Source organism: Cupriavidus oxalaticus, assembly GCF_038900635.1.
Classification (GTDB): domain Bacteria; phylum Pseudomonadota; class Gammaproteobacteria; order Burkholderiales; family Burkholderiaceae; genus Cupriavidus; species Cupriavidus oxalaticus_B.
Genome location: NZ_JAYMRX010000009.1, coordinates 240,980 through 257,670 on the forward strand (window position 1 = coordinate 240,980; position 16,691 = coordinate 257,670).

Annotated in this window: 12 protein-coding genes; 8 read left to right on the forward strand and 4 right to left on the reverse strand. The window is 67.6% G+C overall.

Annotation, left to right across the window (positions count from 1 at the left end; genetic code table 11):
• Window positions 1-88 precede the first annotated feature (88 nt).
• The 4 genes from VSR71_RS17235 to VSR71_RS17250 form a co-directional block, all read right to left on the reverse strand.
• Window positions 89-1,954, reverse strand: a complete 1,866-nt coding sequence (locus VSR71_RS17235; protein ID WP_342915050.1) for an ABC transporter ATP-binding protein/permease — start codon at window positions 1,952-1,954, stop codon at window positions 89-91.
• A 132-nt stretch (window positions 1,955-2,086) separates the two neighbouring features.
• The gene (locus VSR71_RS17240) at window positions 2,087-2,524 is read right to left on the reverse strand and encodes an HIT family protein (protein ID WP_342915051.1); all 438 of its coding nucleotides are present in this window, start codon (window positions 2,522-2,524) and stop codon (window positions 2,087-2,089) included.
• A 96-nt stretch (window positions 2,525-2,620) separates the two neighbouring features.
• Window positions 2,621-6,595: an FAD/FMN-binding oxidoreductase gene (locus VSR71_RS17245; protein ID WP_342915052.1), complete on the reverse strand. Its 3,975-nt coding sequence runs from the start codon at window positions 6,593-6,595 to the stop codon at window positions 2,621-2,623.
• Window positions 6,596-6,776: 181 nt separating this feature from the next.
• Complete coding sequence (locus VSR71_RS17250; protein WP_342915053.1) at window positions 6,777-7,355, reverse strand: YqaA family protein; 579 nt, start codon at window positions 7,353-7,355, stop codon at window positions 6,777-6,779.
• A gap of 346 nt (window positions 7,356-7,701) precedes the next feature.
• On the opposite strand from VSR71_RS17250, the gene VSR71_RS17255 reads away from it, so the two are divergent.
• The 8 genes from VSR71_RS17255 (at window position 7,702) to VSR71_RS17290 (ending at window position 15,966) form a co-directional block, all read left to right on the forward strand.
• Complete coding sequence (locus VSR71_RS17255; RefSeq protein ID WP_342915054.1) at window positions 7,702-8,199, forward strand: (2Fe-2S)-binding protein; 498 nt, start codon at window positions 7,702-7,704, stop codon at window positions 8,197-8,199.
• A gap of 12 nt (window positions 8,200-8,211) precedes the next feature.
• The gene (locus tag VSR71_RS17260; protein ID WP_342915055.1) at window positions 8,212-10,593 is read left to right on the forward strand and encodes a xanthine dehydrogenase family protein molybdopterin-binding subunit; all 2,382 of its coding nucleotides are present in this window, start codon (window positions 8,212-8,214) and stop codon (window positions 10,591-10,593) included.
• A gap of 26 nt (window positions 10,594-10,619) precedes the next feature.
• A complete protein-coding gene (locus VSR71_RS17265) occupies window positions 10,620-11,420 on the forward strand; it encodes a xanthine dehydrogenase family protein subunit M (protein ID WP_342915056.1) in 801 nt (266 codons plus the stop codon).
• Between the two features lie 199 nt (window positions 11,421-11,619).
• Window positions 11,620-12,516 carry a MoxR family ATPase gene (locus tag VSR71_RS17270; protein WP_342915057.1) on the forward strand — a complete coding sequence of 299 codons (897 nt, stop codon included), beginning with the start codon at window positions 11,620-11,622 and terminating at the stop codon, window positions 12,514-12,516.
• Between the two features lie 9 nt (window positions 12,517-12,525).
• Window positions 12,526-13,776, forward strand: a complete 1,251-nt coding sequence (locus VSR71_RS17275) for a VWA domain-containing protein (protein WP_342915074.1) — start codon at window positions 12,526-12,528, stop codon at window positions 13,774-13,776.
• Complete coding sequence (locus VSR71_RS17280) at window positions 13,767-14,324, forward strand: carbon monoxide dehydrogenase subunit G (RefSeq protein ID WP_342915058.1); 558 nt, start codon at window positions 13,767-13,769, stop codon at window positions 14,322-14,324. Before VSR71_RS17275 ends, VSR71_RS17280 begins: the two co-directional genes overlap by 10 nt.
• Entirely contained in the window at window positions 14,297-15,337 is a 1,041-nt protein-coding gene (locus tag VSR71_RS17285; protein ID WP_342915059.1) for an XdhC family protein, read from the forward strand. Before VSR71_RS17280 ends, VSR71_RS17285 begins: the two co-directional genes overlap by 28 nt.
• Window positions 15,338-15,360: 23 nt before the next feature.
• The gene (locus tag VSR71_RS17290) at window positions 15,361-15,966 is read left to right on the forward strand and encodes a nucleotidyltransferase family protein (protein ID WP_342915060.1); all 606 of its coding nucleotides are present in this window, start codon (window positions 15,361-15,363) and stop codon (window positions 15,964-15,966) included.
• Window positions 15,967-16,691: the final 725 nt, after the last annotated feature.

A 16,691-nucleotide genomic window follows, 5' to 3' on the forward strand; every position in this document is an offset into this window, starting at 1 on the left:
ATCGCGGCCCGGTTCACGGGCGCTCGGTAGGAGGATTCCGGCGCGGCGGCATGAGCGAGCGGCGCCCCAGGCGCCGCCTCGCGCCGCATCACGCTTCGCTTACAACCCGATAGCTTACCCCAGGCTCGCCGGCTTGCGCAGCCCGTGCCGCCTCCTCGTCCTGCGGCACGTAACGCAGGCGCCGGCCGTGGAAGGCCGCTACCGTGCTGCGGTGCGCAATGCTGACGATGGCCGCATCCGGCAGCGACTCCACCATCAGCCGGTACATCGCCTCTTCGGTGTCTTCGTCGAGCGCGCTGGTGGCTTCGTCCAGGAACAGGTAGTCGGGCTTCTGCAGCAGCGCGCGCGCGAATGCCAGCCGCTGCTGCTCGCCCGGCGACAGCCGCAGCGACCAGTTGTCGAATACGTCGAGCTGGTCGGTCAGCGCTGCCAGCCGCGCCTGGCGCAGCGCCGCCTGCAAGGCTTCCTTGCTGTGCTCGGTGCCAGCGTCCGGGTAGGCCAGCGCATCGGCCAGCGTGCCGATCGGCAGGTAGCTGCGCTGCGGCAGGAACAGCATGCGCTTGCCCTCGGGCATGCTTACGGTGCCGCTGCCGTACGGCCAGATCCCGGCGAGCGCACGGAACAGCACGCTCTTGCCGCAGCCGGACGGGCCGCTGACCAGCCAGCGCTCGCCCGGCGCGACCGACAGCGAGAACGGCGCCACCAGCGGGCGCTGGCCGACGGCGGTGCCGCGCGCCGCGCGCACCGGCAGCGCCAGCGCGAGGCCGTCGATCACGATGCCTTGCTGCGGCTTGCCGGTATGCTCGACCTCGATGTCGCGCGTGCCGCCGGGGGCCAGGTCCTGGCGCTCGGCCACGCGGATCGCTTCCTGGAAATCGATCAGGCGGTTGGCCGCGGCCTTCCAGCCCACCAGCGTGGCATAGCTGTCGACGAACCACGACAGCGCCCCCTGCACCTGCCCGAACGCGGAACTGGTCTGCATCAGCCCACCCAGCGTCATCTTGCCGGCGAAGTAACGCGGCGCCGCCACCAGGATCGGGAAGATGATGGCGAATTGCGCATAGCCGGAACTGACGAAGGTCAGCCGCCGCGTATAGCGCATCAGCTGGTTCCAGTTGGCGCGGATGCGGTCGAAGCGCGCGCGCAGGCCGGCCTGCTCGGTCGGCTCGCCGCGGTACAGCGCCACCGGCTCGCTGTTCTCGCGCAGGCGCACCAGCGTGAAACGGAAATCCGCTTCGTACTGTTCCTGCTGGAAGTTCAGCCCGATCAACGGGCGCCCTACCAGGTGCGCCACCAGCGAGCCGATCACCGCATAGCCGGCCGCGAACCAGACCATGTAGCCGGGGATGGTCCATTCCCGGCCGCCCAGCGCAAAGCTGATCGGCCCCGACACCGCCCACAGGATGCCGACGAAGGACAGCAGCGTCACCACCGAGTTGAGCAGCCCGAGCGACAGCGACAGCGCGCCGTCGGTGAACAGGCGCAGGTCGTCGGCAATCCGCTGGTCGGGGTTGTCGGTGGCGCGGGTCTGTTCGATGCGGTAGTAGGCCTGGTGCCCGAGCCAGTGGCCCATGAAGCGGCCGGTCATCCAGGTACGCCAGCGCATCTGCAGCATCATGGTGTAGTACTGGCGCGAGATCGCCGCCACGATAAAGAACGCCGCGATCCACGAGAAGCGCAGCAGCAGCACCTTGAACGAGGCATAGTCGCGCTGCTCCAGCGCGTTGTAGAACACGCGGTTCCACTCGTTGAGCAGCACGTTGATGTAGACGATGCCCAGGTTGAGCACGACCACCAGCGCCAGCAGGCCGAGGCCGGCGACGCGGTCGTCGGATTTCCAGTAGGGCTTGATCAGCGCCCAGGTCGCGGCCATGCGCAGCCGGCTCTGGATCTTGAGGGCCTTGGCGGGGACGGCCGGGCCCGGTACGGTGACGGAAGTGGGGGTCGAGGACATAGCGGCAGCTTTCTGGCCCGCCAGCGGGATGCATGGCCGGGCTTGTTGTTCTCGTGCCGCGGCGCGCGGGCGCGACCGCGGCGGCAACAGCATTCAGACGGTTGCGGGCCGGCGCGGGTTCCGCGCCCGGCTTCAGGCGTCGTCGGCTTCGATCAGCGAAAGTGCCGTACGCAGCGCCGGCAGCCGGCTGGCCAGCTCCCGCACGCGCACGCTGTCCACCGCGCGCTGCGGCGCCGCCCAGATCGCCTCGGGGAAATGCGTGTCCCAGCGGTAGCGCGGAATGATGTGCCAGTGCAGGTGCGGCACCATGTTGCCGAACGCCGCCAGGTTGACCTTGTCGGGCGCCATCACCTCGCGCACCACGCGCTCCACGCGCGCCACCAGCCGCATCAGCCAGGCCTGGTCGGCCTCGTCCAGGTCGGTCAGCTCGGCCACGTGGTCGTTCCAGACGATGCGGCAGAAACCGGGAAAGCGGTCATGCTCGACCAGGATCAGGCGGGCGCGATCGCCCATCCAGACCAGTTCGCCGCCGTCGGTTTCGCAGAGGGGGCAGTTGGGGCTCTTGATCATGCGGCGCGCTACCTTTCACGCTGAGTGTTGTCTCCCCTCTCCCGCTCGCGGGAGAGGGGAGCAAACCAGCGGGGAGAGTCAGCGCCCCGTCAGGCTTTACACCAGCACCCGTTCGATGCCACCAGCATTGGCCTTGGCCACATACTCGGGCATCCAGTTCTCTCCCAGCAGGTGCCTGGCCATCTCGATCACGATGTAATCCGCCTGCACCGACACATCTTCCTTGTAGCGCGACAGGCCCTGCAGGCACGACGGGCAGCTGGTCAGGATCTTGACGTCGCCGGTAAAGCCGTCGGCACGCAGCTTGTCGGCGCCCTTCGTCATCTCCTCTTCCTTGCGGAAGCGGACCTGCGTCGAAATGTCAGGACGCGTCACCGCCAGCGTGCCCGACTCGCCGCAGCAGCGCTCGTTCTTCTCGATCTTGCCCAGCCCCGTATTGCCGCCCATCAGGTCGTTGACCAGCTTGGTCGGATCCATGGTCTTGATCGGCGTGTGGCAGGGATCGTGGTACATGTAGCGCGTACCGGTCACGCCCTCCAGCTTGACGCCCTTCTCGAGCAGGTACTCGTGGATGTCGATGATGCGGCAGCCCGGGAAGATCTTCTCGAATTCATAGCCGGCGAGCTGGTCGTAGCAGGTGCCGCAGCTGACCACCACGGTCTTGATGTCGAGGTAATTCAGCGTGTTGGCCACGCGGTGGAACAGCACGCGGTTGTCGGTGACGATCTTCTCGGCCTTGTCGTACTGGCCGCTGCCGCGCTGCGGATAGCCGCAGCACAGGTAGCCCGGCGGCAGCACGGTCTGCACGCCGACATGCCACAGCATCGCCTGCGTGGCCAGCCCGACCTGCGAGAACAGCCGTTCCGAGCCGCAGCCCGGGAAGTAGAACACCGCTTCCGATTCCGGCGTGGTCGCCTTCGGGTCGCGGATGATCGGCACGATCTCGTTGTCTTCGATGTCGAGCAGCGCGCGCGCGGTCTTCTTGGGCAGGTTGCCCGGCATCTTCTTGTTGATGAAGTGGATCACCTGCTCGCGCACCGGCGGCTTGCCCACCGTCGCGGGTGGATGCGCGGTCTGCTTCTTCGCCAGCTTCTTCAGCACCTCGTTGCCCAGGCGCTGCGCCTTGTAGCCCCAGTCGATCATGACCTTGCGGGTCAGGTTGATGGTCTCGGGGTTGGTGGCGTTGAGGAAGAACATCGACGCCGCGGTGCCGGGGTTGAACTTCTTCTGCCCCATCTTGCGCAGCAGGTTGCGCATGTTCATCGAGACGTCGCCGAAGTCGATCTTGACCGGGCACGGCGTCACGCACTTGTGGCACACGGTGCAATGGTCGGCCACGTCGGAGAACTCGTCCCAGTGTTTGACCGAGATGCCGCGGCGGGTCTGCTCTTCGTACAGGAAGGCCTCGACCAGCAGCGAAGTCGCCAGGATCTTGTTGCGCGGGCTGTACAGCAGGTTGGCGCGCGGCACGTGCGTGGCGCACACCGGCTTGCACTTGCCGCAGCGCAGGCAGTCCTTGACGCTTTCGGCAATGGCGCCGATGTCGCTCTGCTGCATGATCAGCGACTCATGCCCCATCAGGCCGAACGATGGCGTGTAGGCATTGCGCAGGTCGGCGCCCGGCAGCAGCTTGCCCTTGTTGAAGCGGCCCTGCGGATCGACCTTCTGCTTGTAGGCGCGGAAGTCGCCGATCTCTTCCTCGGTCAGGAACTCCAGCTTGGTGATGCCGATGCCGTGCTCGCCCGAGATCACGCCGTCCAGCGAACGCGCCAGGTCCATGATGCGGGCCACCGCGCGGTGCGCGTCCTGCAGCATGTCGTAGTCGTCGGAATTGACCGGGATGTTGGTGTGCACGTTGCCGTCGCCGGCGTGCATGTGCAGCGCCACGAAGACGCGGCCGCGCAGCACCTGCTTGTGGATCTTCTGGGCTTCGTCCAGGATCGGCTTGAATTCGCCGCCGTTGAAGATCTTGCGCAGCTCGGCGCGGATCTCGTTCTTCCACGACACGCGGATGGTGCGGTCCTGCAGCAGGTGGAACACGCTGGCGTCCGGCTGCAGGTGCAGCCGCGCCTCGAATTCCTGGCCGAGCAGCCCCAGTCCGTGCCCGATCAGCGAGGCCTTGGCCTGCGCCAGCGGCGTGTCGAGGTGGTCTTGCAGATAGCGCCAGCGCGCGCGGATCTCGCGCAGCAGCGTCAGCGCGTGCTGCACGCGGTCTTCCAGCAGCTCGGCGCTGGGGATTTCGTTGGCGTCGTCGCTGCGGCCCAGCGGCAGGTTGCCGCGCGCGAAGAACGCTTCCAGCGCATCGACCAGCTGCAGCTTGCTCTTGATCGACAGCTCGATATTGATGCGCTCGATGCCGTCGGTGTACTCGCCCATGCGGTTGAGCGGGATCACCACGTCTTCGTTGATCTTGAAGGCATTGGTGTGCTTCGCGATCGCGGCGGTGCGCGAGCGGTCGAGCCAGAACTTCTTGCGCGCCTCGGGGCTGACGGCGATAAAGCCTTCGCCGCTCTTGCCGTTGGCCATGCGGATCACTTCCGAGGTGGCGCGCGCCACGGCGTCTTCATCGTCGCCGACGATATCGCCGATCAGCACCATCTTCGGGAAGGCGTTGCGCTTGCTCTTGGTGGCGTAGCCGACCGCGCGCAGGTAGCGCTCGTCCAGGTGCTCCAGGCCGGCCAGGATGGCGCCACCGGGCTTGCGCGTCTCCGCATCGAGGAAGTCCTTGATCTCGACGATGCTGGGGATGGCGTCGCGCGCCTGGCCGAAGAACTCCAGGCACACGGTGCGGATGAACTTCGGCATGCGGTGCAGGATCCAGCGCGCGCTGGTGATGATGCCGTCGCAGCCTTCCTTCTGCACGCCGGGCAGGCCGGCCAGGAACTTGTCGGTGACGTCCTTGCCCAGGCCTTCCTTGCGGAACTTGCGGCCTTCGATGGCGAGCGTCTCGGTGCGCAGCACCTTCTCGCCCGGGGCGCGACTGCCGTCCGACCATTTCAGCTCGAATGTGGCCACCGGCACGTCGTGGATCTTGCCCAGGTTGTGGTCCATCCGGCTGACTTCCAGCCAGTTGCCCTCCGGGTCCACCATGCGCCACCAGGCCAGGTTGTCGAGCGCGGTGCCCCACAGCACGGCCTTCTTGCCGCCAGCGTTCATGGCGACGTTGCCGCCGATGCACGACGCGTCGATCGAAGTCGGGTCGACCGCGAACACCAGGCCGGCGCGGTCGGCTGCATCGGCGACGCGGCGCGTCACCACGCCGGCGCCCGAGAAAATGGTCGCGACCTTGTGCGACACGCCCGGCAGGTCGGTCTGCTCGACCGGCCCCAGCTGCTCCAGCTTCTCGGTATTGATCACCGCGCTCATCGGCGTCAGCGGCACGGCGCCGCCGGTGTAGCCGGTGCCGCCCCCGCGCGGGATGATGGTCAGGCCGAGTTCGAAGCAGCCCTTGACCAGGCCGGCGATCTCTTCCTCGGTATCCGGGGTCAGCACCACGAACGGGTATTCCACGCGCCAGTCGGTGGCGTCGGTCACGTGCGACACGCGCGACAGGCCATCGAACTTGATGTTGTCCTTCTGCGTGACGCGGCCCAGCACGCGCTGCGCGCGCTTGCGCAGGTCGTAGGCGGCGGCGAATTCGTTCTTGAAGTCCTCGATCGCCTGCTTGGCGAAGGCGACCAGTTGCTCCACGCGGTGCGAGCGGTCCTCGGCGGCGGGCTCGGCGTGCTCGGCACGGTCGGCGGCGCGGCGCTTCTCGATCTCGTTCAGGCGGTGGTGCAGCGCGCTGACCAGCATCTGGCGGCGCTTGGGATTTTCCAGCAGGTCGTCCTGCAGGTAGGGGTTGCGGCGAACCACCCAGATATCGCCCAGTACCTCGTACAGCATGCGGGCCGAGCGGCCGGTGCGGCGCTCGCTGCGCAGCTCGTCCAGGATGCGCCAGGCCTCTTCGCCCAGCAGGCGGATGACAATCTCGCGGTCCGAGAAGGACGTGTAGTTATAGGGAATTTCACGCAGGCGCGGCGGGGCGTCCTGCGCGGCGAGCTTGGCGTCGAGCACGAGTGGGGCGTTCATTGGGGGGACCGCATCCTGCTGCGCACGGGGACAGTGCGCGAATCGTTCATTAAAGGGCGATTGTACTGCAAGGCCCGGTTTCGCCGCACCGCAACAAAGCGGAATCCTTGTCGGAACAAGGGATTAGGCGCGGCCCGGCGGTGACGACGTCACACAAAATACGCCTTATGAAGCACTTTCATCAAAAGAAAGACTTGAACGTTTGCGCAATGTTCTGCCAGAAACTGTCCGGAATCCATAGCAGGCTGGCAGTCATCACCAGGTAGCGCAGGAACTTGCCGACCGCCATCCAGGCCAGGCTGGGCCAGAACGACAGCCTCAGCCAGCCGGCCAGCGTGCACAAAGGATCACCGAGGCCGGGCAGCCACGAGAGCAGCAGCGTGGGCGGACCCAGCCGGCGCATCCAGCGGAAATATTTGGCGTCCAGCTTGGGCTTGGGCGGCTTGCGCGCGTGCTCGCGGTGCTGTTCGTGCTCCAGCTCGTGCTCGCGCGCGCGGCGCCGCAGGTGGTAGCGCACCAGCGCCAGCTTGGCCGCATAGCCCAGCCACCAGTCGATCGCGCCGCCCACGGTATTGCCGGCGGTGGCCACCAGGATCGCCGGCCAGAACATCTCGGGATTGAGCTTGACGTAGCCGAACACGGCCGGCTCCGAGCCCAGCGGCAGCAGCGTGGCCGACACCAGGCTGACCACGAAGATCGCGGGCAGGCCTACCTTGGGCAAGGCGACGGTTTGAAACAGCCAGTCGAAGAAGGCTTCCATGTCGGGGCAGGCGGGGGGGCCGGGCCATTCTAGCAGCGGCCCCGCCGAGGGCGCCCTACCCCGGTTGGGGCGCGGGCAAACCTCATGGCACCTGTCAGGGATTTGTGATTAACTGTTAGAGCCTGTCGCGGCCAAACGTTCGCCGGCCGTGCCAATGCGCCGGCCGCAGCGTTCGCTGGCGCACCTGGAGCAGTTGCTGCAGCAGCACCAATATCACGAATTAGCCGTCCTATAGCCGTCCTGAGCGGCAATACCAAGCGGCAGTACCGCGTCGTGGCCAGTCCCGCGCAGTTGCTTTCGGGATTTGGGAATTGGTCATGCGCGTCCACCCCACATGGAGACAAGCATGGCGATTCCGATCCGCCTGACGGTCAACGGCAAGCCCGTTGACGCGCAGGTAGAACCCAACACCCTCCTGGTCCAGTTCCTGCGCGAACAGCTGCGCCTGACCGGCACCCACGTCGGCTGCGACACCGCGCAGTGCGGCGCCTGCACGGTCCACCTGGATGGCCGGGCGGTCAAGTCGTGCAACATCCTGGCGCTGCAGGCGGACGGCGCCACCGTGACCACCATCGAAGGGCTGGCCGGCGACCGGGTTGGAAACGGGCTGCACCCGATGCAGGAAGCCTTCCGCGAATGCCACGGGCTGCAATGCGGCTTCTGCACGCCGGGCATGGTGATGAGCGCGACCGCGCTGGTCCAGGAACATCCCAACGCCGACGCCGCCACCATCCGCGCCCACCTGGAAGGCAACCTGTGCCGCTGCACGGGCTACCACAACATCGTGCGTGCGGTGCAGCAGGGCCAGGCGGCCATGCAGGGCACCACCGCCAGCGCGGAATAAGGGAGACCGGCCATGAACGCACCCGAGAATCAACGCCTGGTCGGCGCACCCGTCAAGCGCAAGGAAGACTACCGCTACCTGACCGGCAACGGCCAGTACACCGACGACATCGTGCTGCCTCAGCAGAGCTACGCGTATTTCCTGCGCTCGCCGTATGCGCACGCGCGCATCCGCTCGATCGACAAGACCGAGGCGCTGGCCGCGCCCGGCGTGATCGCCGTGCTGACCGGCGACGACCTCGCCGCCGACAAGGTCGGCGGCCTGCCCTGCGGCTGGCTGATCCACAGCATCGACGGCACGCCGATGAAAGAGCCCCCGCACCCGGTGATCGCACAGGGCAAGGTGCGCCATGTGGGCGACCAGGTGGCGCTGGTGATCGCCGAGACGCTGCAGCAGGCGCGCGACGCCGCCGAGAAGATCGACGTCGACTACGAAGAGCTGCCCGCCGTGGTCCGCGCCGCGGATGCCGCGTCGGCGTCGACGCTGGTGCACGACGACGTACCGGCCAACACCTGCTACACCTGGGGCCACGGCGACAAGGCCGCCACCGACGCCGCCTTCGCCAAGGCCGCGCACGTGACCACGCTGGAGATCGTCAACAACCGGCTCATCCCCAACGCGATCGAGCCGCGCGCGGTCAACGCCAGCTATGCGCGCCAGGACGACAGCTACACCGTCTACGTCGCCAACCAGAACCCGCACGTCGAACGCCTGCTGATGGGCGCGTTCGTGCTGGGGCTGCCGGAATCGCGGCTGCGCATCATCGCGCCCGACGTGGGCGGCGGCTTCGGTTCCAAGATCTTCCTGTATCCGGAGGACGTGGCGCTGACGTGGGCCTCGAAGAAGGTCGGCCGCCCGGTCAAGTGGACCGCCGACCGCAGCGAGTCCTTCCTGACCGATGCGCACGGCCGCGACCACGTGACAAAGGCAGAGCTGGCGCTCGATGCCGACGGCAAGTTCCTGGCGATGCGCGTGCATACGGTCGCCAACATGGGCGCGTACCTGTCGACCTTCGCCAGCAGCGTGCCGACCATCCTGTATGCGACGCTGCTGGCCGGCCAGTACTCCACGCCGGCGATCTATGCGGAGGTCAAGGCGGTGTTCACCAACACCGCGCCGGTCGATGCCTACCGCGGCGCGGGACGGCCCGAAGCGACCTTCGTGGTCGAAAGGCTGGTCGAAACCGCCGCGCACGAGCTGAAGACGGATCCGGCCGAGCTGCGCCGCAAGAACTTCATCCGGCAATTCCCGTATGCCACCCCGGTGGGACTGACCTACGATACCGGCGATTACGAGCCCTGCCTGGCGCGCGCGCAGGAACTGGCCGACGTCAAGGGCTTCCCGGCACGGCGCGATGAAGCGAAGCAGCGTGGCAAGCTGCGTGGCCTCGGTTATTCCTGCTACATCGAAGCGTGCGGGCTGGCACCGTCGAACATCGCCGGCGCGCTCGGCGCGCGCGCTGGCCTGTTCGAAGTCGGCGAGATCCGCGTGCATCCGACCGGCACCGTGACGGTCTTCACCGGCTCGCACAGCCACGGCCAGGGGCATGAGACCACCTTCGCGCAAGTGGTGGCCGACCGCCTCGGGCTGCAGCTCGACCAGGTCGAGATCGTGCATGGCGACACCGGGCGCGTGCCGTTCGGCATGGGCACCTACGGCTCGCGCTCGCTGGCGGTGGGCGGCTCGGCCATCGTCAAGGCGCTCGACAAGATCGAGGCCAAGGCCAGGAAGATCGCCGCGCACCTGCTGGAGGCGTCGGACAACGACATCGAGTTCAGCAACGGCGTGTTCCGCGTGGCGGGCACGGACCGGACCAAGACCTTCGGCGAGGTCGCGCTGAGCGCCTACGTGCCGCATAACTACCCGCTCGACAAGCTGGAACCGGGCCTCAACGAAAACGCCTTCTACGACCCGACCAACTTCACGTACCCGTCCGGCGCCTATGTATGCGAGGTCGAGGTCGATCCCGACACGGGCGAGTCGCAGGTGGTCAAGTTCACCGCGGTGGACGACTTCGGCAACATCATCAACCCGATGATCGTCGAAGGCCAGGTGCATGGCGGCATCGGCCAGGGGCTGGGCCAGGCCATGCTGGAGCAGTGCGTGTACGACGACGACACCGGCCAGTTGCTGACCGGCTCGTACATGGACTACGCCATGCCGCGCGCCGGCGACCTGCCCGACTTCACCGTCGAGACCGCCAGCGGCACACCGTGCACGCACAACCCGCTGGGCGTGAAGGGCTGCGGCGAGGCCGGCGCGATCGGTTCGCCGCCGGCGTTCATCAACGCGCTGGTCGATGCGCTGTCGCCGCTGGGCGTGAAGGATGTACAGATGCCCGCCACGCCGCATCGCGTATGGCAGGCGATCCAGGCCGCGCGGCCTCAGCCCTGACCATCCACACCGCAAAGGAAACCGACATGTACGCATTCAACTATGAACGCGCCGCGGATGCCAAGGCGGCGGTGGCCAGGCTCAAGGCCGATCCCGATGCCAAGTTCCTCGGCGGCGGCCAGAGCCTGCTGGCGGCGATGAAGCTGCGGCTGGCATCACCTTCCACGCTGGTCGACGTGGCGCGCATTCCCGGCATGGCCGAGATTCGCGTCGACGGCAAGGAGATCGTCATCGGCGCCGCCGCGCGCCATGCCGACGTGGCCGAGAATGCCGAGGTGCGCCAGCGCATCCCGGCGCTGGCGGCGCTGGCCGGCGGCATCGGCGACCGGCAGGTGCGCGCGATGGGAACCATCGGCGGCGCGCTGGCGAATGACGATCCGGCGGCCTGCTATCCGGCGGCGGTGCTGGGGCTGGGCGCTACCGTGGTCACCGACCGGCGCAGCATCGCGGCGGATGATTTTTTCAAGGGTCTGTATGAGACCGCGCTGGAGCCGGACGAACTGATCACCGCGGTGCGCTTCCCGATCGCGGATCAGGCGGCATATGTGAAGTTCCGCAATCCTGCATCGCGCTTTGCGCTGGTGGGGGTGATGGTGGCGCGCTCCGGGAATACGGTGCGCGTGGCGGTCACAGGCGCTGCCGACAGCGTGTTCCGGTGCCAGCCGCTGGAGCAGGCGTTGTCGGCCGACTTCAGCGCGCAGGCGGCGCGTGGCGTGAAGGTCGATGCGGGGCAGCTGAATACCGACCTGCATGCGTCGGCGGAGTACCGGGCGCATCTGATTCCGGTGCTGGCGGCAAGGGCGGTGGAGGCGGCGTTGAAGGGCTGATGGCGCTTCGCCTCTCGCATTGTGGCCTCCCCTCTCCCGCAACACGGGAGAGGGGCCGGGGGTGAGGGCCAGCGCCTCAACGAAGTGAACGCCATCGCTACTGCGAGCGCCCGCCCTCTCCCCCCACCCCTCTCCCGCAAGCGGGAGAGGGGAGCAAACCGACGGCGCGTTTGGTTGCGTCGGCAAACAAGATCGCCCCATGCTCCCCACCTCCATCGACAACACCCTCGCCCAGCTCGAACACCAGCAATACTTCGCCGACCGCGAAACCGCCACCGTGCTCTACCTTGCCTTGCGCATGCAGCGCCCGCTGTTCCTCGAAGGCGAACCCGGCGTCGGCAAGACCGCACTGGCGCAGGCGATGGCGGGCGTGCTCGGCACGCGGCTGCTGCGGCTGCAGTGCTATGAAGGACTCGACGCCGCCAGCGCTCTGTATGAATGGGACTACCCGCGCCAGATCATGGCGCTGCGCCTGGCCGAAGCCCGCGGCGAGCGGCCCGAGGCGCAATCGCTGTACCACGACGACTACCTGCTCAAGCGCCCGCTGCTGGAGTCGCTGCTGGCCGACCCCGCCGCGCCGGGCGTGCCGCGCGTGCTGCTGATCGACGAGATCGACCGCGCCGACGAACCGTTCGAGGCCTTCCTGCTTGAGGTGCTGTCCGAGTTCCAGGTTTCGATCCCTGAAATCGGCGTGATCCGCGCCGAGCGCCCGCCGCTGATCGTGATCACCTCCAACCGCACGCGCGAGGTGCACGACGCCCTCAAGCGCCGCTGCCTGTACCAATGGGTCGGCTACCCCGAGCGCGACCGCGAACTGCAGATCGTCGCCGCGCGCGCGCCCGAGGCCGCCGCCGCGCTGCAGGCACAGGCGATCGACTTCGTGCACCGGCTGCGCGGCATCGACCTGTTCAAGGCGCCCGGCATCGCCGAGGCCATCGACTGGTGCCGCGCGCTGGCGGCGCTGGGCGTGACCGAGCTCGACCCGCAATCGGTGCGTGACACGCTCGGCGTGCTGCTCAAGTACCAGGACGACCTGGCGCGCGTCGACGGCCCCACCGTGGCGGAACTGCTGGCAGGCGCCGCGCCGGGAGGCTGAACCGTGCCCATGCTGCACGCCGCGGCACGCAGCGGCGGTCCGCAAGCAGGACTGCCGGTGCTGGCGCGCAACGTCACCCACTTCATGCGGCTGCTGCGCGACGGCGGCTTCGCCCTGTCGCCGGCGCACGCTGTCGATGCACTGACCGCGCTGCGCCTGGTCGACATCGGCCGGCGCGACGACGTGCGCGCCGCGCTGGCGGCGCTGGTGCTGTCCGGCCCCGACCAGCGGCCCCTGTTCGACGCCGCCTTCGACCTGTTCTGGCGCGACCCCGACTGGGAAGGCAAGCTGCGCGCGCTGCTGCTGCCGCGTGTCGACGCGGGGGCGCCGCCGCCCAGGCGCAGCAACCGTCTTGCCGATGCGCTGGCCGCGCGCCAGCCGGAAATGCCATCGCGCCCGGCGCAGACAGAGGCGGAACGCATCCACGTGCCGCTGACCTTCTCCGACCAGGAACGCCTGGCGCAGCGCGACTTCGAAACCCTGACCGCGCAGGAATGGCGTGCACTGCAGCATCTGGTACGCACCCGGCGCACCCACCTGGCACTGCGGCGCACGCGCCGGCTGCGCGCCGCCACCTGTGGCACCCACGCCGACCTGCGCGCCAGCGCGCGCCTGGCGGTGCGCCAGCACGGAGAGTGGCTGCGCTGGAAATTCCGCAAGCACGCCGAGCGCAAGCCGCCGCTGGTGCTGCTGCTGGACATCTCCGGCTCGATGAGCCAGTACTCGCGCGCGGTGCTGTACTTCTGCCATGCGCTGATGCAGTCGCGCGAGCGGCTGTCGGTGTTCCTGTTCGGCACGCGGCTGACCAACATCACCCGCTCGCTGCGCGAACGCGACCCCGACGAAGCCGTCGCCGTGATCACTGGCCAGGTGCGCGACTGGGCCGGCGGCACCCGCATCGGCGCCGCGCTGGCGAGCTTCAACCGCCACTGGGCGCGCCGCACGCTGTCCGGGCGCGCCACCGTGCTGCTGGTCACCGACGGGCTCGACCATGAGCATATCGACCTGCTCGGCGGCGAAATGGCTCGCTTGCGCCGCTTTGCGCACCGCATCGTCTGGCTCAACCCGCTGCTGCGCTACCCTGGATTCACGCCGCAGGCGCGCGGCGTGCAGGCGATCCTGCCGCATGTCGACGCGCTGCGCCCGGCGCACAACCTGGACAGCCTGCTGGCACTCGAATCCCTGCTGTCCGACCAGGGCGGCCCCGCGCGGGCCGGCGCCCCCAACCCACCAAGAAAGGAAGCCCCGCCATGGAAATGAACCAGAGCCAGCGCCTGCCGATTCCCCAGCAAACGGCATGGGAAGCGCTCAACGATTCCGAGCTGCTCAAGCAATGCATCCCGGGATGTGAGAGTATCGAGCCCGACGGCGACAACGCCTTCCAGCTGGTCCTGATGGCCGCGGTAGGCCCGGTCAAGGCGCGCTTCAAGGGCCGCATGGCGCTGGAGGACATCCAGGCTCCGGGCAGCTACACCATCCGCTTCGACGGCCAGGGCGGCGCGGCCGGATTCGGCAAGGGTACTGCCCGCGTGAAGCTGGAGCCCGACGGCGACGAGACCGTGCTGACGTACACCGTCGATGCCCATGTGGGGGGCAAGATCGCACAGATCGGCTCGCGGCTGGTGGACGCCGCGGCGCGCAAGTTGGCCGATACCTTCTTTGCGCGCTTCACCGAGGCGGTCACACCGGGCACCACCGAAGAAACGCCAGCGGCCGAGGGCGCCCCCGCCGCAGCCGCAGGCGAGAATGAACAGACAGAGGAACCGAAGCGGAAACGATCATGGACAGCGTGGATCTCGAAGTCCTGAAGAACAGCGTGCACTGGCAGCAACAGGGCCATCGCGTGCTGCTGGTCACGGTAGTGCGCACCTGGGGCTCCTCGCCCCGCCCTGAGGGCGCGATGCTGGCGGTGCGTGATGATGGCCTGGTGGTCGGCTCGGTCTCGGGCGGCTGCATCGAAGACGACATCATCGACCGCGTGCGCCGGCAAGGCATTACGTCGGACCAGCCCGAGGCCATCAAGTACGGCATCAGCGCGGAAGAAGCCCACCGCTTCGGGCTGCCCTGCGGCGGCACCATCGAACTGGTCACCGAGCCACTCAAACCGGCCAGCGGCATTGCCGAATTGCTCGACGCCGTGGAAAACGGCCGGCTGGTCGCGCGCACGCTCGACATGGCTACGGGTGTGGCCACGCTGGGGCCGGCCAGCGCCACCGACGGGCTGGTCTTCGACGGCACGACCCTGCTAACCATCCACGGGCCGCGCTACCGCATGCTGGTGATCGGCGCGGGGCAGCTGTCCAAGTACCTGTGCCAGATCGCGGTCGGACTGGGCTTCCAGGTCACCGTGTGCGATCCGCGCGAGGAATACACCGAAACCTGGGACATCCCCGGCGTGACCATGGTGCGCACCATGCCGGACGACACCGTGATGGACATGAAGCTGGACGAGCGCTGCGCGGTGATCGCGCTGACGCACGATCCCAAGCTGGACGACCTGGCGCTGATGGAAGCGCTGCGCACCAGCGCCTTCTATGTGGGCGCACTGGGCTCGCGCCGCAACAACCAGACGCGGCGGGAGCGGCTGAAGGAATTCGATCTGACCGAACTGCAGCTGGCGCGGCTGCATGGGCCGGTCGGCATCTATATTGGCAGCCGTACGCCGCCGGAAATCGCCATCTCGATCCTGGCCGAAGTGGTCGCGGCCAAGAACCATGTGTCGCTGCCTGACATCCTGCAGGTGGAAGGCGCCAAGGCCGCGCGCGAGATGGCGGCCGGCACCGGCAGCAGCTGCGATGTTTCCCCTGGTCCGTCGACCTGACGCGTGATAGCCGAGTGCCCGCCATGACTGCCGCCCCCAATGCTCCCTTGCTCCGCACCGATTTACCTACCGGGATTTTGCTGGCGGCGGGTTTTGGCCGGCGCTTCGATGCTTCCGGAACTCGGAACAAGCTGCTTGAAGTGTTGCCTGGCGGGCGCACGGTTGCCTGGCGCAGTGCGCGTACGTTGGCGGCGGCGTTGCCGGATTCGATTGCGGTGATTCGACCGGGGAACCCGGCGCTGGCGGAAGAACTCAGGCGCGGGGGTTGCCGTGTGCTCGAATCGGCCGACGCCGAGCAGGGCATGGGGGCCGCGCTGCGCGCGGCGGTGGCGGCTACGCCTGATGCGCGGGGATGGGTGGTTGCGCTTGCCGATATGCCTTGGCTGCCGTTGGAACTGGTACGGGCGGTAGCGCTGACGATCACCACCCCTGAAACGATTGCCGCGCCATGGCGCAATGGCCAGCGGGGGCATCCCGTGGGCTTTGGTGCTGCCTGGCGGGATGATCTGCTGAAGCTCGATGGGGATGAAGGGGCGCGGGGTTTTCTTCAGGGGAAGCCGGTGACGCGGATATTGACTGAGGATGAGGGGGCGTTTCGGGATATTGATACGCCGGGGGATATGGGGTGAGTTTTTTTGTCTATGTGGCTGTGGCTTTGCCTGTGGCTTTGCCTGCGGCTTTGCCTGCGGCTTGGCATCTGGCGGATATTTGATATGCCCCGGTTCCGCCCTGAAGGGCGGGTAACTTTTTGTCCGAGCGACAAAAAGTCACCAAAAAACGCGTTTACGGCCCTGCGGGCGGCCACATTTATCGTAGTGGGCGGAGGCTTTCGTACGGGGCTTGGCTTCGTTGCAGGGCGGGACTGCCTGACGCCCTGGTGCGCCACCGTGGCTCTGGATTGACGCGGTGCTTGGACGAGCCCAGAGCTGTTGGGTGGCCCCTGCTGCGGGCGACAATGGTAGGAACGCCTTCGGCTGCGCTGCGCGCGGGTCCTGGTTGGTTTGCTTGGCTTAGTGCTCTGGCTATCGCTGATGAAGGTTTGCGGCTGGCCTGAGCATATGGGGCGGCTCCGCTTCGTGGAGGCTCCGGCCCTCTCCCCCGGCCCCTCTCCCGCATGCGGGAGAGGGGAGCGAACAGGTGGGCAGCGGCAGACTCCTAGCTCATCGGCGGCGATAGCGCCAAGCGAGCGCCAAGCGAGCACAGCGACGCGACGCGTTCCGTGCCAGAGGGACCTGTCAGAAATTTTGTGTTTAGGGCATAACATGTCGATAAGGAGCATGTATGCCACGCAAGACGAAGACGAGCCAAGCCGCAGACCGTGAGCTGCCGGCCATTCCAGAGGATCTGATCGCCC

Bases quoted from the DNA above. Each gene is read 5' to 3' on its own strand.
- VSR71_RS17245 (WP_342915052.1), bottom strand. From the start codon at position 6,595: ATGAACGCCCCACTCGTGCTCGACGCCAAGCTCGCCGCGCAGGACGCC.
- VSR71_RS17235 (WP_342915050.1), bottom strand. From the start codon at position 1,954: ATGTCCTCGACCCCCACTTCCGTCACCGTACCGGGCCCGGCCGTCCCC.
- VSR71_RS17255 (WP_342915054.1), top strand. From the start codon at position 7,702: ATGGCGATTCCGATCCGCCTGACGGTCAACGGCAAGCCCGTTGACGCG.
- VSR71_RS17270 (WP_342915057.1), top strand. From the start codon at position 11,620: ATGCTCCCCACCTCCATCGACAACACCCTCGCCCAGCTCGAACACCAG.
- VSR71_RS17250 (WP_342915053.1), bottom strand. From the start codon at position 7,355: ATGGAAGCCTTCTTCGACTGGCTGTTTCAAACCGTCGCCTTGCCCAAG.
- VSR71_RS17280 (WP_342915058.1), top strand. From the start codon at position 13,767: ATGGAAATGAACCAGAGCCAGCGCCTGCCGATTCCCCAGCAAACGGCA.
- VSR71_RS17260 (WP_342915055.1), top strand. From the start codon at position 8,212: ATGAACGCACCCGAGAATCAACGCCTGGTCGGCGCACCCGTCAAGCGC.
- VSR71_RS17275 (WP_342915074.1), top strand. From the start codon at position 12,526: ATGCTGCACGCCGCGGCACGCAGCGGCGGTCCGCAAGCAGGACTGCCG.
- VSR71_RS17285 (WP_342915059.1), top strand. From the start codon at position 14,297: ATGGACAGCGTGGATCTCGAAGTCCTGAAGAACAGCGTGCACTGGCAG.
- VSR71_RS17265 (WP_342915056.1), top strand. From the start codon at position 10,620: ATGTACGCATTCAACTATGAACGCGCCGCGGATGCCAAGGCGGCGGTG.
- VSR71_RS17240 (WP_342915051.1), bottom strand. From the start codon at position 2,524: ATGATCAAGAGCCCCAACTGCCCCCTCTGCGAAACCGACGGCGGCGAA.
- VSR71_RS17290 (WP_342915060.1), top strand. From the start codon at position 15,361: ATGACTGCCGCCCCCAATGCTCCCTTGCTCCGCACCGATTTACCTACC.